Annotated in this window: 11 protein-coding genes and 4 pseudogenes; 6 read left to right on the plus strand and 9 right to left on the minus strand. The window is 58.9% G+C overall.

The window, feature by feature from the left end; genetic code table 11:
• Window positions 1-32: 32 nt before the first annotated feature.
• The 6 genes from NKI18_RS27900 to NKI18_RS27925 all read right to left on the minus strand — a co-directional run bounded on the left by NKI18_RS27900 (window position 33) and on the right by NKI18_RS27925 (window position 5,809).
• Complete coding sequence (locus tag NKI18_RS27900) at window positions 33-806, minus strand: TIM barrel protein (protein WP_352975940.1); 774 nt, start codon at window positions 804-806, stop codon at window positions 33-35.
• 1 nt (window position 807) lies between these two features.
• Complete coding sequence (locus NKI18_RS27905; RefSeq protein ID WP_352975941.1) at window positions 808-1,767, minus strand: sugar phosphate isomerase/epimerase family protein; 960 nt, start codon at window positions 1,765-1,767, stop codon at window positions 808-810.
• Window positions 1,764-2,765 (minus strand): Gfo/Idh/MocA family oxidoreductase, encoded by a 1,002-nt coding sequence (locus NKI18_RS27910; protein WP_352975943.1) that lies wholly within the window; start codon window positions 2,763-2,765, stop codon window positions 1,764-1,766. Before NKI18_RS27910 ends, NKI18_RS27905 begins: the two co-directional genes overlap by 4 nt.
• An 88-nt stretch (window positions 2,766-2,853) precedes the next feature.
• Window positions 2,854-3,678: an ATP-binding cassette domain-containing protein gene (locus NKI18_RS27915; RefSeq protein ID WP_352975945.1), complete on the minus strand. Its 825-nt coding sequence runs from the start codon at window positions 3,676-3,678 to the stop codon at window positions 2,854-2,856.
• Window positions 3,679-3,689: 11 nt separating this feature from the next.
• Complete coding sequence (locus NKI18_RS27920; RefSeq protein WP_352975947.1) at window positions 3,690-4,745, minus strand: ABC transporter permease; 1,056 nt, start codon at window positions 4,743-4,745, stop codon at window positions 3,690-3,692.
• Window positions 4,746-4,843: 98 nt separating this feature from the next.
• Window positions 4,844-5,809, minus strand: coding sequence for a substrate-binding domain-containing protein (locus NKI18_RS27925; RefSeq protein WP_352975949.1), 966 nt, complete (start codon window positions 5,807-5,809; stop codon window positions 4,844-4,846).
• Window positions 5,810-6,131: 322 nt separating this feature from the next.
• Between NKI18_RS27925 and NKI18_RS27930 the strand changes: the two genes are divergently transcribed.
• The 6 genes and pseudogenes from NKI18_RS27930 (at window position 6,132) to NKI18_RS27955 (ending at window position 15,339) form a co-directional block, all read left to right on the plus strand.
• Window positions 6,132-7,175 carry a LacI family DNA-binding transcriptional regulator gene (locus NKI18_RS27930; protein WP_353021284.1) on the plus strand — a complete coding sequence of 348 codons (1,044 nt, stop codon included), beginning with the start codon at window positions 6,132-6,134 and terminating at the stop codon, window positions 7,173-7,175.
• A 208-nt stretch (window positions 7,176-7,383) separates the two neighbouring features.
• Window positions 7,384-8,269: pseudogene (locus NKI18_RS27935) on the plus strand (site-specific integrase).
• 3 nt (window positions 8,270-8,272) lie between these two features.
• Window positions 8,273-8,651, plus strand: a pseudogene (locus NKI18_RS27940) (IS91 family transposase); the annotation flags it as partial.
• A 9-nt stretch (window positions 8,652-8,660) separates the two neighbouring features.
• Entirely contained in the window at window positions 8,661-12,071 is a 3,411-nt protein-coding gene (locus tag NKI18_RS27945) for an AAA family ATPase (RefSeq protein WP_352975987.1), read from the plus strand.
• Window positions 12,072-13,177: 1,106 nt separating this feature from the next.
• Window positions 13,178-13,515: pseudogene (locus NKI18_RS27950) on the plus strand (PHP domain-containing protein); the annotation flags it as partial.
• 52 nt (window positions 13,516-13,567) lie between these two features.
• A pseudogene (locus tag NKI18_RS27955) lies at window positions 13,568-15,339 on the plus strand (SLC13 family permease).
• A 229-nt stretch (window positions 15,340-15,568) separates the two neighbouring features.
• On the opposite strand, the gene NKI18_RS27960 reads toward NKI18_RS27955, so the two are convergent.
• The 3 genes from NKI18_RS27960 to NKI18_RS27970 all read right to left on the minus strand — a co-directional run bounded on the left by NKI18_RS27960 (window position 15,569) and on the right by NKI18_RS27970 (window position 16,967).
• A complete protein-coding gene (locus NKI18_RS27960; protein WP_353021287.1) occupies window positions 15,569-16,057 on the minus strand; it encodes a hypothetical protein in 489 nt (162 codons plus the stop codon).
• A 261-nt stretch (window positions 16,058-16,318) separates the two neighbouring features.
• The gene (locus NKI18_RS27965) at window positions 16,319-16,780 is read right to left on the minus strand and encodes a hypothetical protein (protein WP_353021290.1); all 462 of its coding nucleotides are present in this window, start codon (window positions 16,778-16,780) and stop codon (window positions 16,319-16,321) included.
• Between the two features lies 1 nt (window position 16,781).
• Window positions 16,782-16,967, minus strand: coding sequence for a twin-arginine translocase TatA/TatE family subunit (locus NKI18_RS27970; RefSeq protein WP_353021293.1), 186 nt, complete (start codon window positions 16,965-16,967; stop codon window positions 16,782-16,784).
• Between the last annotated feature and the right edge of the window lie 8 nt (window positions 16,968-16,975).

Consider the following 16,975-nt stretch of genomic DNA (forward strand, 5'->3'; position numbering starts at 1 on the left):
ATGACACGGATGATCCTCTCAGGAAAACAACCTCAGATAGTGAAAGCGGTGCGGAAGGCTTCGAGTGCAGCTTCCGGATCACCGGAGGCAAAGGCTTCCATACCGACCGGCCCCGCGTAGTCCATGGATTTCAGGGCTTTTGCGACGCCATGCCAGTTCACTTCGCCCGTGCCCGGCTCGCAACGGCCGGGATTATCAGCCACCTGAACTTCCCCGATCCAGGGCAGGCAGGCCTCACACCAGCGGATAAGATCACCTTCACCGATCTGGGTATGGTAGAGATCGAGGTTAATTCGCAGTTGCGGGCGGTTGACGGCTGCAACGAGCGCAAGCACGTCTGCCGTCGAGCCGAAGGGGCAGCCGGGATGATCGATTGGGTTGAGGTTTTCTAACGTGAAGACCTGACCCTCGGCTTCTGCCAGATCGCAGATGCGGTTGAGTGTATCGCGAGCCCGCTGTTCCTTGCCCGGCGCGAAGGCACCGATCTTCGGAATCGGAATGCCCATGTCGCCAAGCCCTGTGCCATGCAGATTGAGGCGGTGGACACCGAGTCGCTTGCCGACCTTCGCCGTTTCCGTGGCAGACGCCAGAAGCATCTCACAACCTTCTGCATCGGTGAGCCGACCTTCGAGATAGCCATTCATGATAGTGAAGGTGGCACCGGTTTTTTCAAGCGCATCAAGATTCCAGGCGGGCCAGTTCCAAAGGCCGACGCCGAAGCCCATTTCTTTCAGGCGGCTTGCCCGCCATTCGATTGGTTTTTCGCGCCAGAGCATTTCGGCGCAAGCGGCAAGTTGGAAGCTCATCTTAGATTTCCTGAAGTTTGAAATCGGCCGGTGCAACCGGCATGACACCCTTGAGAAGGGCCACGGATTTTTCGAGGCCCTCAAGTGAGTTGAGAAGCACGTCCTCATGCTCGATTGAAAGCCAGCCGTCGTAGCCAGCCATCTTCAAGCGATAGCAAAACTGTCGCCACCACTCCTCACTGTGGCCGAAGCCGAGTGTGATGTATGACCAGGAGCGGGCTGGAATGTCTGTCAGGTTGCCGTTTTCGAGGAGGCTGGTCACTGCCTGTTTGGGCGCGTTCAGGAATGTGTCCTTGGCATGGACGTGATAGACGGCCTCCCCCAATGCCTCGGCTGCTATCAGCGGATCGGCTCCCATCCAGAAGAGGTGCGAGGGATCCAGGTTCGCGCCAACGACAGGGCCGACTTCTTGACGGAGTTTCAGGAGCGACGGCACGTTAAAGACGCACTGGTTGCCATGCAGTTCGAGCGCAATCTTTTCCACACCGCATTCATTTGCCAGCGCCACGATCTCGGTCCAGAACGGGAAGAGTTTTTCTTCCCACTGGTATTTGAGGATCGCCTGCGTTTCCGGCGGCCAGGAAGAGACGACCCAGTTTGGCATGGTATCGGACGGATTGCCCGCAGGCAGGCCAGACATGGTGCAGACCGTCTTGATGCCCATCTCGCCTGCGACCCGGATGGTGTTCTTCAGACCTTCGCCCTGAGCCGGATCGGTCGGGTGAAGCGGATTGCCATTGGCATTGAGGCTGATCACATCAAGCCCACGATCTGAAAAGCCCTTGAGGAAGTCCTTCTGCGCGACCGTGTTACCCAGCATGGATTTGATATCGAAATGCGGTGCGGTCGACCAGCCGCAGGTGTTGACCTCAATACCGGAGACGCCCATGCGTGCAGCGTTGTCGAGAAGGTCGTCGAGCGGCATGCCGCCGAGGCTGTCAGATACAAAACCCAGTTTCATGCGTAGAACTCCGGCTTGGAAATCATGGTGACGAGCTGCTTCTGCCCGGAAGCGAGTGCCGTTACGCCTGCCTCGGCGGCAACTGCTGCGGCATAGCCATCCCAGCAGCTTGATGCGATCTCGGGAAACACGTCTGTGTCGACGAAGCGTAGGAAGGCGCGGTTCTGGCGGCGATAGGCATCGAAATAGCGGGTCCGCCAATCGGCATCGTAGCCGGTGTGGACGCCAAGCGAGCGTTCGAGATGGGTATAAGCGACATGGCTCATGGAAATGCTCGCCTGCTCGCCCACGAGTTCGGCACGAACGTCGTAGCCGTACGCAGCGTTGTTGTTGATCTCGATGTTGACGAGCTGGCCATCGACGGTTTCGAGGACCATGAACACGGGCGCGACGCGTCGATCAGAGCGCTTCGGCTGGAAGGCAGAGATCCAGGCATATTCGGTGCCAAGTACATGGCGCACGACGTCGAACTCATGCGGGGCGGAATTGGTGATTGCCATGGCACCGGTGAAGTCGGAGGCTGGCGTTTCCACATTGCGGTGGAAGTTGTGCATCATCAGGGCTCGGCCAAGCGTGCCATTTTCAATTGCCTCTTTCATCTCGACATAGGACTGGTCGTAGCGCCGCATGAAGCCGAGCTGGACGAACTTTTGACCAACTTCCTGTTCGGCCTGCATGATCGAGAGGCATTCGGCCGAGGACTGCGATAGGGGCTTTTCGCAGAGCACCTTCTTGCCCGCGTTGATGCAGGCGAGTGACAGCGGCGCATGAGTGAAGTCCGGGCTCGCGACGATCACCGCATCCACGTCGGCACGGGCAATCACGGCTTCCGGATTACTTGCAACGTCTGCCGCACCATGGGCATCGGCCACCTTGCGAGCGCGGACTTTATCCATGTCGCAGACCACCTGAAGGGTCGCGCCCGGCATTTCCTCCACGACGATCCTGGCGTGGTCAGCGCCCATCAGCCCTGCACCAATGACTGCTACACGCACCATTGGACAAACTCCTTGCGTTCGGTTGGCCAAAGCCCAACCGCTTTCCATTCAACAAATTCCGCTACCTGGCGGCTATGCCCATATTCACTCAGTGAGCGGGGGGTGGCGGAAGACCGTCATGGGTCTCCATATAGCCTTCAATAGAGGCTTCGAGACTCGCCATGGATTCACCACCGGCCATCAGATCAGCGATCTGCTCGCGTGTCTTTTCCCCCTTGCGGAAGTCAGCTGCAATTGCACCACGAATGAGCACTGCGAAGTGATCGCCCACTGCCATGGCATGCATCACCTGATGGGTGATGAAAATGACCGCCAGGCCACGACGCTTAGCTTCATTGACGATACGCAGTACGTGAGCAGCCTGCTTGACGCCGAGGGCTGCCGTCGGCTCGTCAAGAATGAGAACACGAGCTCCGAAATAGACAGCACGGGCAATCGCGAGCGACTGGCGTTCCCCTCCGGAAAGGCCACCGACCAAACGATTACCGTCGGTGATGCGTGTGATCCCCATTTTCTGAATCTCTGCAACTGCCACTCGGGCGGCGGTTTTGCGGTCGAAATATTTGAACGGTCCCCAACCCTTTGTCGGCTCCGAACCCATGAAAAAGTTACGTCCTATGGACATCAATGGATATGTCCCACCGAATTGGTGAACCGTAGCTATCCCGCGTTCCTGAGCCTCACGGGGACTGGAGAACAGTGCGGGCTGACCATCCATCAGAATTTCGCCACGCGTCGGCTGATAGACACCAGACAGCGTTTTGATGAGCGTCGACTTACCCGCGCCGTTGTCGCCAAGCAGGCAGAGCACTTCACCTTCACCGACCTTGAGGTTGATATCGTTCAGAACATCAATATGGCCGAACGATTTGTCGACGTTTCGAAACTCGAGAACGGGTTTCTTATCGGACATTGCCGCTCTCCCTATTTCTTCTTGAACGTCGACCAGCTGGTGGCCAAATGACGAAACGTGTCATTGAGCAGGACAGCGATCAAAAGCATGACACCGATAATTAGGAAAGACAGGTTTCTGTCGATCTCTGTGAAACCAATAGCTTGGGTAACAATGGAAAGGGTGAGCACCCCGAAGACAATGCCCATTACAGTACCAAAACCACCCGTGAGGAGAACGCCACCTACGACCACGGCGATAATGGTGTTGAAGATTAGGCCAAAATTGGCCTGAGACGTTGCGGAGCTGAATGTCATCACCTGAAGGACGCCAGCAAAGGTCGCCGACATGGAACACAGCATGAAGAGTGCAATCTTCATCCTGGTTACAGGAATACCTGCGTTTCTCGCGCTTTCTTGGTCTCCACCAAGAGCAAAGACCCAGCTTCCCTTGGGAGAGTAATGCAGAAAGAAGACGAATGCTGCGACAAGCCCACCCCACCAGAAGACGGAAGAATTGAAGCCATACACCTTCCCGCCGAAGAGCGATTTAGCCCAATCTGGCGCATGATAGAAGGAATTGGTGTTGTTGATGAAGAAGATCGACAGGTAGAGCGTGAGGCCTGCCACTGCAAAGAGCGTCGCCAACGTCACGATGAACGACGGCACGCGCGTGTGGGTTACGATGTATCCATTGATGAAGCCGATCAGTGCACCGATGGCAAGCGCTGCAGCTACACCGACAAGCACAGGCATCTGATAGTGCTCGCAGACAATAGCAACTGTCATCGTGGAGGCGGGAAGTACCGCACCGGTTGAAATATCGAGTTCACCGGCAATCATCAGGAACCCGACCGGAATTGCAATCATTCCTATGAGTGACGCGAAGTTCACCCACGTAGTTACACCAGCCACGGACAAAAAGTTGCGGCTATATCCGAACATCGCAAAAAGGATGAATACAGCCACGAAACCCATGAAAGCACCAGCGGCAGGGGTGCGAAAAAAGGCCTTGATGGATGAAACGGCCGATTCACTCTCGATGGCGGGTGTTTCAACGGTGTTGGTGCTTAGGTTTGTGGCGGTCATGGAAGCAAAATCCTCAGTTGCCGCAGACGAAGTTGCATAGAGGGAGCATGGATGAGACCCGGCCAGGTTAGCGGCCAGGTCTCAGCCTCGGGCCAGCCTCAACGTGCGCCGAGTTTGACGCCTTCGATTGCCGAAGCAACATTGGTTTTGTCGACAATCGCGGGACCAGTCAGAACCGGCTTCGTCGCAATCGCAGTGCCGAACTTCAGGTTTGCAAACAGCATGGAGGTTGCGAGGAACCCCTGCAGATAAGGCTGCTGGTCGATTGCGAAGGTCTGGGTGCCCTTTGAAATGCGATCCAGAACCGAGGCCGACATATCAAAGGTGCCAAGCTCAATCTTGCCGGTCTTGCTCTGCTGATCGATGGAGCTAGCGGCAGCATCTGCAGCCCATGCAGCGAGCGTGATGACGGCGTCAATGGACGGATCCGCGATCAGCTCGGATTTGATTGCTTCAGAGGTACCATTCATGTCCTGGTCAAGGTTAGCAGGAACACGGAGGATGAAGGTGTCTGCGCCAGCCTTCTTCGCACCGTCTTGAACGCCCTTGCAGCGGGTCTCGAGATTTACGGCACCTGGGTTCTGGATGTGGCAGAGGATTTTCTTTGCACCATGAGAAGCGAGATACTTGCCACCCTCAACACCTGCCAGATATTCGTCCGACCCGAAATAGTTTAGCGAGCCGTAATTATCCATCTCACTGTGGCCAGCGTTGAAGGAGATGATCACCACGCCCTTGTCCCGCGCAGCCTTAAGGGCAGGGGTTTCGGATTCTGGCAGCCAGTTTGGGATAGCAATACCTTTAGCGCCCTGGGCTACAGCCTGTTCGATTAGCGAAGCGAGGTCCGGGCCGAAGTTGTCATAGTTTTGGGTCTGCATGAAATTGACGGTGCCGCCATTAGCCTTGACCATCAGCGAAGCATCATCGACGCCCTTCTTGACCATGTTCCAGAAGCCATCTTGGGCCGAACCCACGATGACGGCGATATCCGTGTCACCCGCATGAGCGCTGGATGCCAGCATGAATGCCATGGCTGCGGTAGCGATTTTCTTGGTGAACGACATGTCGAATTCCTCCTCAGGTTAAAGCCGCATGGCTGCGGCTCGACATACTTTTTTGCCTTTTTTGGCCGTGTGGCCGATCCCGGTAGGCACGCGCAGGTCCGCGATCTCAACACAACGACGTTGAGCCTCCTCGTCCAAATTGTGCGCTGGGCCTCCCCCAAGGCGCTGACGGCTCCTAGATCGCTGAGCACTGTCAACGCGTAATGAATGCTACGTTGACATCGTTCAGGTCAATCTGGATTACTATCGCTTCAGAACTTCGTCTCAAATCATTTCGAAAATTTGTATGGATGATATTTTTTGAGATGCCGAAGCCAGAGTAATGGAATTTTTTGACATGAAGAGACCAACCATTCCAGACTTGGCAAAAGCTGCAGGTGTATCCGTGTCAACGGTCAATCGAGTACTGTCCGAGCCCGAATCGGTCCGGAGCAATACGCGCACACGCGTTTTGGCAGCCGCTGAGGAAATCGGCTTCTACGGACTTGGCACCATCAAGCAGGCGGCGAAGGCACAAGAGGTGATCCACCGTGTCGGGGTTTTGCTGCAGCGACGGGAGAGACGCTTCTATCGCCTACTCGGCGATTCAATTGCGCAAGCTGCGGAAGCTTATCCTGCCTGCAATATCGATCTAACGGTCGAGTATATGGAAGACCTCACGCCGGAGAAAGTCGCGGCACATATTCAGTCGCTCGGCGGGCGGTGCGAAGCACTTGCGATTGTAGCGCCGCAGCATCCTGCCGTTGCTGACGCGATTGACGCAGTTCTTGAAAGCGGCGTGCCGGTCGTTTCACTTATCGGCCCCCTCACGGCCAAGGGAGGCATCAGCTTTGTGGGGCTCGATAATTGGAAAGTAGGACGCACCGCTGCCTGGGCGTTTGACCGCATGGTGAGACAGCCGGGGAAAATAGGCATTCTTGTGGGCAGCCACCGATTGCGAAACCAGGAAATGAACGAAAGCGGGTTTCGTTCTTACTTCCGTGAACATAATTCGGGATTCACGCTGCTCGAACCGTTGCCAACTTACGAGTCAGCCGTGGTTGCCCGTGAACATGTCGAAAAGCTGCTGACAGACCATCCGGATATGTGCGGACTATTCATCTCAGGGGGTGGTGTTACAGGTGCGATAGCCGCACTCAGGGCTACTCCAAAACGGGAAGACTTCGTTACCGTCGGCTATGAACTCTTTGAAGATACGCGGGCTGCTTTGATAGACGGTACGATTTCGCTGATCCTGTCACACCCCATAGAGCGTTTTGCATCAGAGACTATTGCAACTCTGGTGAAAGCGAAGAACGCAGGTCCTGATAACGGGGTATTTAGGATCACGTTTCCATTCGATATGTACAGCCCGGAGAGTGTTTGATGACGACTTGGCTCTTAAGCTGGCCATCCAAATGGCAGGCTGGGGTGCGCCTACCTCTTCACGTCCGCTTTGGGGCCGAGGAACGAACCCGCTGCGCGGGAGGGCGCCCGCGGTTGAGGTAGAGATCAAGAACCGGTCGTTGCGCCTGCGTTGAGCGGGGTTCGGCAGCGGCAGAGCATCACAGGCTTCTTCAACAAGGAGCCTGACCATGCCTCATCCAGTTCTCGAAGCTTCGATCAGCCCGTTGCGCCAGCGGCTGATCGACGACATGAACATGCGGCGTTTCTCCCGGGAGACGCAACGCAACTATCTTCGCGACATCGGACGCCTGGCGACATTCCTTGGGCGATCACCAGACACAGCAACCACCGACGACTTGCGCCGGTTCCAGATCAGGCAACAGGACGACGGCGTTCCCGTGCCGACCATGAACAGCATCGTGTCGGCGCTGCGCTTCTTCTTCACGCATACGGTTGATCGTCCCGATCTGGCGCGCAAGCTCGTTCGTCTGGCGCATCCGCGCAAGCTGCCCATGGTCCTGAGCCGCGACGAGGTTGCCCGGCTGCTCAACGCCACCACCTGCCTCAAGCAGCAGGCCGCGCTCTCGGTCGCCTATGGCGCGGGCCTGCGCGTCGCCGAGGTCTCGATGCTGAAGGTTGCCGACGTCGACAGCGAGCGCATGCTGCTGCGCGTCGAGCGCGGCAAAGGCGGGCGAGGACCTGCTCGCGCTGCTGCGCCAGTGGTGGAAGGTCGGGCGGCAGCAGGGCGTGATGCACCGCGATGGCTGGCTGTTTCCGGGGCAGCATCCGATGAAGCCGATCAGCACGCGGCAGCTCTATCGCGTGGTCGTCGAGGCGGCCCAGGCCGCCGACATCGCCAAGCCGGTCGGGCCACACACGCTGCGCCATAGCTTCGCCACCCACCTGCTGGAAGACGGCACCGACATCCGGATCATCCAGGTCCTGCTCGGGCACGCCAAGCTGAACAACACCGCCTTCTATACCAAGGTCGCGACCCGCACGGTGCGAACGGTGACGAGCCCGCTCGACAAGCTCGGCCTGTTCAAGCCGGGAGAGATCTCGCCCGACGGCTGAGCCGTGCGCACCTCTGTCGAGGTCGCCGACATCTTCCGTGCCGCCGGGCCCGCCTATCGGGCCGTCTATGCGGGTCATCTGAGCCTGCAGCAACTCAAGGTCAATGTCGGCGATCGAGCAATGTCGCACCGCGGCCCTAGGCGGGCATGTCGAAGCCTGCGAGGACCGCGGCGAGTGGCGCATCGCCTACAATTCCTGCCGCAACCGGCATTGTCCCAAGTGCCAGGGCGCGGCCGCGCGGACATGGCTCGCCAAGCGAGAGGCCGACCTGCTGCCGGTCGGATACTTCCACGTCGTATTCACGCTCCCCGCCGAGGTCGCCGACATCGCCTTCCAGAACAAGGCGGCGGTCTACGACCTGCTGTTCAAGGCGGGCGCCAATCGCGTGCAGATGGATTGGTTCAACGAGTTGCAGCGCCGGACGCTCTCGCCCGAAAATGCGTTGCGGTTGAGCTTTGCCTTTGCCGACGTTGACATATCGCGATCGCTTGAACGGCTGCATGTGCCAGCGCTCGTCCTGCATGCCAACGGCGACCGGGTCGCGCCTTTCTCGGAAGGTTTGGAGCTCGCCAGATCGATAACCGGTGCCCGCTTCGTCGAACTGGAAAGCGCCAATCACATCCTGCTTGCCGAGGAACCCGCGTTCCGCAACTTCATTATCGAGGCGTCGGCATTTGCCAACGAGGCGCTTCAGGCGCAAACGGTCGTTGCGGTCGACCCGAGGACCCGGCGACAGGCAACGATCCTGTGCGCCGATTTCCAATACGCCGAACCGGTGATGGAGAGCCTGCCTGCCGACGTCGCGCTGGAGCGGGTCGATCCTTTCCTCACGCAGGCCACCGCACTCGTGGGCGACAACGGAGGAACGGTTCTGGCGATTTCTGAGAACGAGCTGGTCGCGTCGTTCGGCGCGCCCGAGCCGCTCGAAGGACATGCAGCGCTTGCCTGCCGGACCGCACTCGCGTTGCGCGAGCTCGCGCTGCGCCACGGCGATTGGATGACCGGAGTTCGTGCTGCCCTGGACACAGGCATCGTCATCGTCGGCCCGGCACGTGACCGGGCTTTGGAGGTGCGCGGCGGGCCGGTGTCCGTGGCCCATACGCTGTGCCAGGCGTTGGGGCGCGATCTCGTGGTGGCAACCGCCAGGACCCGGGCATCGGCTGGCGGCTTCGTCAGCATGGAAGCGCTGGCAGCGCCACTTCTGTCGGAATACCCGAAGAACCAGCGGCTCTTTGAAGTGAGCGAGATCAGGCGGGGCCGCTCGCGCTGGCAGTTGCGCGCCGAAACGCAGCTGTCGCCTTTCGTCGGCCGCGAGATGCAGCTGCAGATTCTGAACAAGGCCTGGCATGACGTATTCGACGGCGAAGGTCAGACGGTTTTCGTGGTCGGCGATCCCGGTCACGGCAAGTCGCGTGTCACGCATGAATTCGTTGGCGCCATCCCTCACGATGACGCTGAGAATCTGGAGGTCGGCGCGCTCGAAACGGACCTGCGCAGCGGCTTCGTAGTTATTCGGAAATTGCCGCAGGCTCTGTTCGGCGTGGGCGACACCGAAGCCCCGGCAATCGCTATCGACAAGGTGCTGGCCGCGCAAAGCGCGCAGGGCTTCGATGAGCGGCTCCTCGATCCGATCATGGCAGTCATGGAGCTGCCCGTTCAGGATCCGAACTGGGCTATCATTTCTGGCCAGGAGCGATCCCGGCGCATGCAGGAAGCAGCGGTTGGGCTTCTGCTCTTCCTTGGCCGCAGGAAGCCCGTCGTTCTCCTGGTCGAGGACCTTCATTGGATAGACGCCGAGAGTGAGGGGGTCCTGGTGCGGCTGGCGCAGGCACTGCCCACTGTCCGCTGCCTGCTTATCCTGACCTGTCGGCCCGAATACGATCGCGGTGCCTTCGCCGCCGCAGGACCTTCCGAAATCCGCCTGCCGGCCTTCAATGCGGCCGAAGCAGCAGCATTTCTTGACTACCTGGTTGGCAGGGACCCTGAGCTCGAGCGGCTCCGCGGCGCGGTCTCGGATGCGTGCAAGGGCAATGCATTGTTCCTGGAAGAGACCGTCCACGCCCTCGCCGAGACCGGCAAGCTGGAAGGGGAGCCGGGCCGCTACCGGCCTTCTGGCGAGGTCGACGAGATCGTCGTTTCGGCGAGTATCCAGACGATCGTCGACGCTCGCTTCGAACGTCTCGACAAGGACGCGAAGCGGGTGGCCGAGGTCGCCTCGATCTTCGGCGGAGAGATTCCGGTGCCCTTGCTACGAACGATGGCGGCGCTGTCGAGCCTGCGCTTCGATGCCGCCCTCCAGAATTTGAAGAAGGCCGATCTCCTGGTGGAGCTTCAGGTTTTTCCCGAGGCTTTCGTCCGCTTCAAGCACGTCCTCATCCGAACTGCTGTGTCAGGACGTATCGTATCGTCGGCGCTCATCGAGCTCCACAGGACTGCGCTTGCCGAACTGAAGGCCCATTACGCGGACCGGCTTGAGGAGCACAGCGAACGCCTGGCCAGACACGCGCAACAGGCTCACCTTTGGGACGAAGCCGTCGGCTATCTTCTGATCTCGGCTCGCAAGGCGATCAGGCGGTCGGCGCACGTCAGTGCACTTGAGCAGCTGGACCTTGGGCTCAGGCTGCTGAGGAGCAACGATGTCGCCGACGCCGATGAGCAAGAGATCGAGTTCCAGCTCGCGAGGGGCGTGGCCCTCATGGCGGCTCGTGGTTGGGGTGCGACCGAAGTGCTCGCCGCATTCGAGCGTGCCGAGGAACTTTGCGGCAAGATCGGCGACCAGGCGCGTCTGTTCACGGCGCTGCGCGGGAGAGCCCAATACTACATGCTTAGCGGTAAGCCGGCAGCCGCGCAGGAACTGGCCTGCCGATGGGCTGGCATGGTTAAGGACGACAGCGACCCCGGTCTCGCGATCGAAACCGAGCACATGTTCTGGACCAACAATTTCTTCCTTGGGGAGACGGCGGCGGCCCATGGCCATGCGGAACGCGCCATCGGCCTCTACGACCCCGACCGCGATCACTATCTGACGTACAAATACTCCGGTCATGACCCGGGCGTCTGCTGCCGCTGCTTCGCGGGATTGTCAGCCTGGCTGGCCGGCGAGCCGGATAAGGCAAGGCTACGGTGCGAAGACGCAATCGGACTCGCCGGACGTTTCGAGCATCCGCTGAGCATGGCACTTGCGTATTGGGGGACCAGCTACCTCCATATGTTCGCGGGTGAGCCTGCGGCCGCGCTTCGGGCGGCGGAAAGCGAGCTGCAGATAGCAGAGAAGTCCCAGTTGCCGCTCCTTATCGGCCAAGCCGCGTTCCAGGTTGGATGGGGGCAATTCCGGCTTGGGGAACAGGAGGCTGGCCTGCGCGGCATGGAGGAAGCTATATCTGCCATTCGCCGGACCGGCGCTGAAATGGGGCTGCCCTATCTGATAGGCCTTTACGCCGAAGCGCTTGGCGACAGCGGCAGGCTGGACAGCGCTCGCAAGTCGGTTGAAGCTGCCCTCGAGCTCGGCCGCTACAACGGAACCTATTTCCAGCTCGCCGAAGTACTTAGGATCGAAGCCTGTATCCGCGAAAGGAGCGGTGGCGGACCTGACGAGATCGAGAAGATGCTCCACGAGGCTGCGAACGTCGCTACCTTGCAGCGTTCCGCGATTGGCCAACTGCGTATCGCTGTGGAACTCGCTCGCTGTCTTCGAAGCCGTGGAGATGTCGAGAAAGCGCGTGAACTTATCGCGCCTCACGGCAAGCTGGTCGGCAAGCTCCACGATAGCCCGGATGCGCACGCGGCGCGTGAGTTGTTCTAGCGAGCGTGGCTACGTGACGCGTGCCCAGCAACCATGCCGCCCGCCACTGCGGCTGAATAAGCGTTCTCTAGCCCGAACTCTCCAAGGCCGTGAACCCTGCACGTTTGGTGCACAGGTTTTGAGGCTGACTATTTCGATAGGTTAGCGGCCACGGAATCTTGCGAACTTGAGCGGATCGTTCGCTTGGCGAACGCACCTGATTTCCAACTTGTATGTCCGTAATTGGCGCAACCACGATTGTTGGTGTCGGCTAACGGGAAGCGGCAGGGCCGATCTTAACGTCCGACATGCAGCGCAAAGCGGTCATCACGCGGCGGCCGACCCAGGCCGGCTTCGAGCCATAGTTCCGGCTCGGCAGAAGTCACAGCGCATTCTCCCGAGGTCGCGGCGACCATCCCATTCGTACGCCGTTACCGCCTTTTGCCGCACACACCGCCAACGGCCTTTCCAGCTTGAAACGCCTGGACTATATGTGGCTGCAAGAACCTGACTGACGAACACGAGGACAACGGAGCATAAGGGCAGGCATAATCTCCCCTCCCCTCTTATGGATCAAGTATCGTAAACTGAGCGCGGGAACATAGCGTATCTGAATTGGCCCACTTCAAAGCGAAGATGGCCATAACTAATTGATATTGAACAGTTTTGGTGGGCCCGGAGGGTGCTTGGAAAGTCAGAAATATCAAAGGCTTATTCGACAGTGGGACTGTGTTGCGTTACTATGCTTTCCGATGTTTTTCGGTTAATTTGTCCCACCTTCTGATGCCGATTGCGGTCATTCGCCGAGTCAGGGTCACGGGCATTTGCAGGCTTGGGCAGCGCGCCGGTGCCGACGGCTTGCCTCGAAAACCGCGGCCGGCCGAGCAACTGGCGCCGCCGCGAGCATTCTCATAACAGCGCAGTTCTCGTGCATGTTGACGAGCAGTTGCTGCGATGAAAAAAGGGCTGAGTTTTCTAGGATCGAACTCCCCCCGAGCGGATTTGTTCCTTAGCTACTATTGAAAATGGTGCAGGACGGTGCGCTGCGATGCCACAGTGACTGAAGGTGGCTGACAGCTACTCGCGACCGTCGAAAGCCACGCAGAGGCCCATGGCAGTTGCTGGCCTTTGGCGACCACGCCTATCTGGCGCTGACCCTGCGCCGCCGTCCTACGACCAGGTCCGGTTGCATGAGCTCTCCAAAATCGCCACAAAGATGCGGGTGCCAACGGTGGTGACGAACGACGTTCTGTTCCACGAACCTGGCCGACGCGTCCTGCAGGACGTGGTGACGGCCATTCGCCACAACATGACGATCAACGAGCTGGGGTTCCGGCGCGAGCGCCATGCCGACCACTATCTGAAACCACCCGAAGAAATGACGCCGCTGTTTGAGCGCTACCCGGACCGAGGCAGCGCGCGGAGTGCGCAAGTCATCCGTCCTCGCGCTTTCCACTTGCACCAAGCGCTTAACGAGGCGTTGACATCGCAAGCCGCAACAAGTGAACTTCCGGCCGATGCAGATCAATCAGGTTCTCTCCTTCGCCATCATCGCGCTCACGATGGCGGCGTTCGTGTGGGGCCGTTTCCGTTATGATCTCGTCGCTTGCGGCGCGCTGATCGCCACGCTCGCCACCGGAGTCGTACCATATGACGCGGCGTTTTCCGGCTTCAGCGACGATATCGTTATCATCGTCGGCAGCGCGCTGCTGGTCAGCGCCGGCGTCGCGCGCTCCGGCATCATGGAACTCGCCATCCAGCGCTGCGCGCCAAACGTGACCGGCATCCGGGCGCAACTCGTCCTTCTGATCGCCGTCGTCACCGTGCTGTCGGCCTTCGTCAAGAACATCGGCGCGCTGGCGATCATGATCCCGATCGCCTTCCAATTCGCCCGCAAATCCAACACCTCGCCCTCGGTGTTCCTGATGCCGATGGCATTCGGCTCGCTGCTCGGCGGGCTGATGACGCAGATCGGCACTTCGCCCAACATTGTCGTCTCGCGCATCCGCGATGAAATCACGGGCACCGCCTTCACCATGTTCGACTTCACGCCTGTCGGTGCGGCACTGGCGGCAGCCGGCATCGTCTTCCTGGCGCTATTCTACTGGCTGTTGCCGGTGCGAACCCGCGAGTCTAGTTCCATCCACGAGGCGCTCGACAGCCACAGCTATATCACCGATGCGCGCGTCGTTGCCGACTCGTTGGTCAACGGCAAGAGCGTGGCCGACCTTCTGAAATATGCCGGCGGAGAAGTGGTGGTCACGTCGATTCTGCGCGCTCGCACTCAGCGTATCATGCCGCTGCCCGACGCGGTGCTGCGCGAGGGCGACATCATGCTGGTCGAAGGCCTGCCGGAGGCGCTCGACCGCGTCGTCGCCCAGGCGAAGCTCAGCGTCACCGGCAGCCGCGAGGCGGCCGGCGGCGGTGGCAACGAATCGTCCACCGCCATTGAAGCCGTCGTGGGCGAACATTCCTCGCTTATCGGCTGGTCCGCGCAACAGCTGGCGCTTACGACCGTTTCAATGTCAATCTGCTGGCCGTCAGCCGCAAAGGCGAGCGCATCAGCGAGCGTCTCGGCGCAGTGACGCTGCGGATGGGCGACGTGGTCGTGCTGCAAGGCAATCCGCAGCGATTGCCTGAGATCTTGCGCGAACTCGGCGCCCTGCCGCTCGCCGAGCGCCCGATCCTGCTCGGCAGCGCGCGGCGCGGAGTCGTCCCGGTCCTGATACTGGCGGCGGCGATGGGTGCCACCGCTGGTGGCATGCTGCCGGTGCCGATTGCCTTCTTCACAGCCGCTGTCGCCATGGTGCTTTTCCGCGTCGTTCCCCTGCGCGAGGTCTATGCCGCGATTGACGGGCCAATCCTAGTCATGCTTGCAGCTCTTATTCCGGTCAGCGATTCGCTTCGCCGAACTGGTGCCACCAACGCCATCGCTGGATGGCTCGCCGATATCGGCACAACCCTGCCGCCAGTCGGCGCGCTGGCGCTGATCCTGATCGTCTCCATGGCGATGACGACCATTCCTCAACAACGCCGCCACCGTGCTGGTCGTTGCACCGATTGCCGCCGCGCCGAAATGCTGGGCTACCGCCCCGAAGCTTTCCTGATGGCGGTGGCGATCGGCGCAGGCTGCGATTTTCTCACTCCGATCGGCCACCAATGCAATACCCTTGTTATGAGCCCCGGCGGCTACCGTTTCAGCGACTACCCACGGCTTGGCTTGCCGCTGTCGATGTTGGTCATCCTAGTCGCAGTTCCGATGCTGATGCTGGTCTGGCCGTTGCAGTAGTTTTTTGCCATCGCGGCCACCAGGCGCTCGAGCGGACTGGAGCACTCTGAACAGCGCCAGCGTAGTGTAGGCAAAGTCAGCTTTGGCCGCTTCACCATCTCTTCATCGAGCAGGATGCAAGCGCGGCTGCTGAACTTTGCAAGCCGACCACGTAGCGTCTCGCAACCACGGCTTCGCGGACGAACATAAAGTCTCCCGCAATGCCTCCGCAATACGGATTCAGCTCCGGTCAAAGTGTGTTTCTTAGCCTTGGTGGCTGAAGGAAACCATAGATGGCCAAGCCAATCCCAATCAGAAAAAAAGCCAAGGCTACGAATGCAAGGACAATTCCTGCGATCCTTTTCGAAGCCGCTCCGACTGGCACCTTCCCACCAGAGGCAATCGCCATGCGGACAACGTCATACTGGCTCAGGTAAGCAAGAAAAGCCGTTAGAACACCAAAGGCGACGCCGATTGCGAAGGTTGCGCCAGCAAGCCCTAAGGCGAGTTTATTCACCGGAGCCGCGTCTTTGTCGACAGTATGACCAAGGAAAGTCAATATCGCCGTTGCCCCGGCGCCATTGGCTAAGATGATCGCCCGGATGGCAATCTGAGCGTATTCAAAGATCGCCTTCCAGACCATTAGGAACTGCTCGCTCTGAACTCGTTTATCCTCTAGCTGGAAGGCCGTTTTGTGCGAGCGCTGCTCTGCGCTTTCTGAATTCAATCGATTAGTCATTAACGCATCCGCCTCCATATCCGGAACTGGGGACAAGGACTATCCCAAACAGCTTGATTGGGCGCCGTTCTTGATTTGCCGGTTTGGCCCATTAGCACCTGACTTTTTCGGCCGGAATGATTCAGCCGGCTAGATAACCTCATAGGCTGAAAAGCCGACCAACGACGTAACCCATTGGGAGGCGTGGCAGCGCCCCCCCTCGGGATAGACAATGATGCTGTCCTAAAGACGGCATTGCTTGAATGCTGGAGAGACGTCGTTTTATTGCCGCTGCCAAGTACCGACGCCAACAGTCTTGAACGCCTTTGCTTCACCAGATTTGGTATTTTCGCTTGGAATGAAATCCCCCAACACAGTGTCGATGTCGTCGCCTTTTTTCGCACTCCCGCCCTTCCTGACCAAAGCCGTACCCCTCATACCGTAACCTGGAAAGGTATTAGCTTCAGCAACCACGTACTCTCCGTTGAGAGATCCAAGAACTTTATCCCCCGAATCGTTGGTTCCACTCCACGTATTTTTACTAGTATTCAACTTAACTGTAGCCGTACCTTCATCTGGAGCGTTAATAGTTATCTTAATCGTAATCTCAGCGGCATTGGCTACAATTGACCCCATCACCGCTATGACAAGTGCGAGCACAAGAGTTTTCAACATTACCTCCCATTGCAAAGAAACAGTTTGAACGTATGGACGACGATCTGACAAACGGGTTTGCAGAACCAAGTCAATTTCGGTCCGCTTGTTCGGGATCGGCAGCCGATCCGTTGCTCCTAACGTGCGAGATCTCGCGCCTGAACATCCCTATTCCTTTCCCAAGATCCCCCAGGAAAGACGAGAGGCGGCCCCGTCCAAAAAAAATCAGGAAAACGACGAATACGATCGCCCAATGCCAGAGACTTATTGCACCCATGCTCACCT

The sequence above is a fragment of the Mesorhizobium sp. M0800 genome (genome assembly GCF_040320095.1).
In the GTDB taxonomy this organism is placed as follows: domain Bacteria; phylum Pseudomonadota; class Alphaproteobacteria; order Rhizobiales; family Rhizobiaceae; genus Mesorhizobium.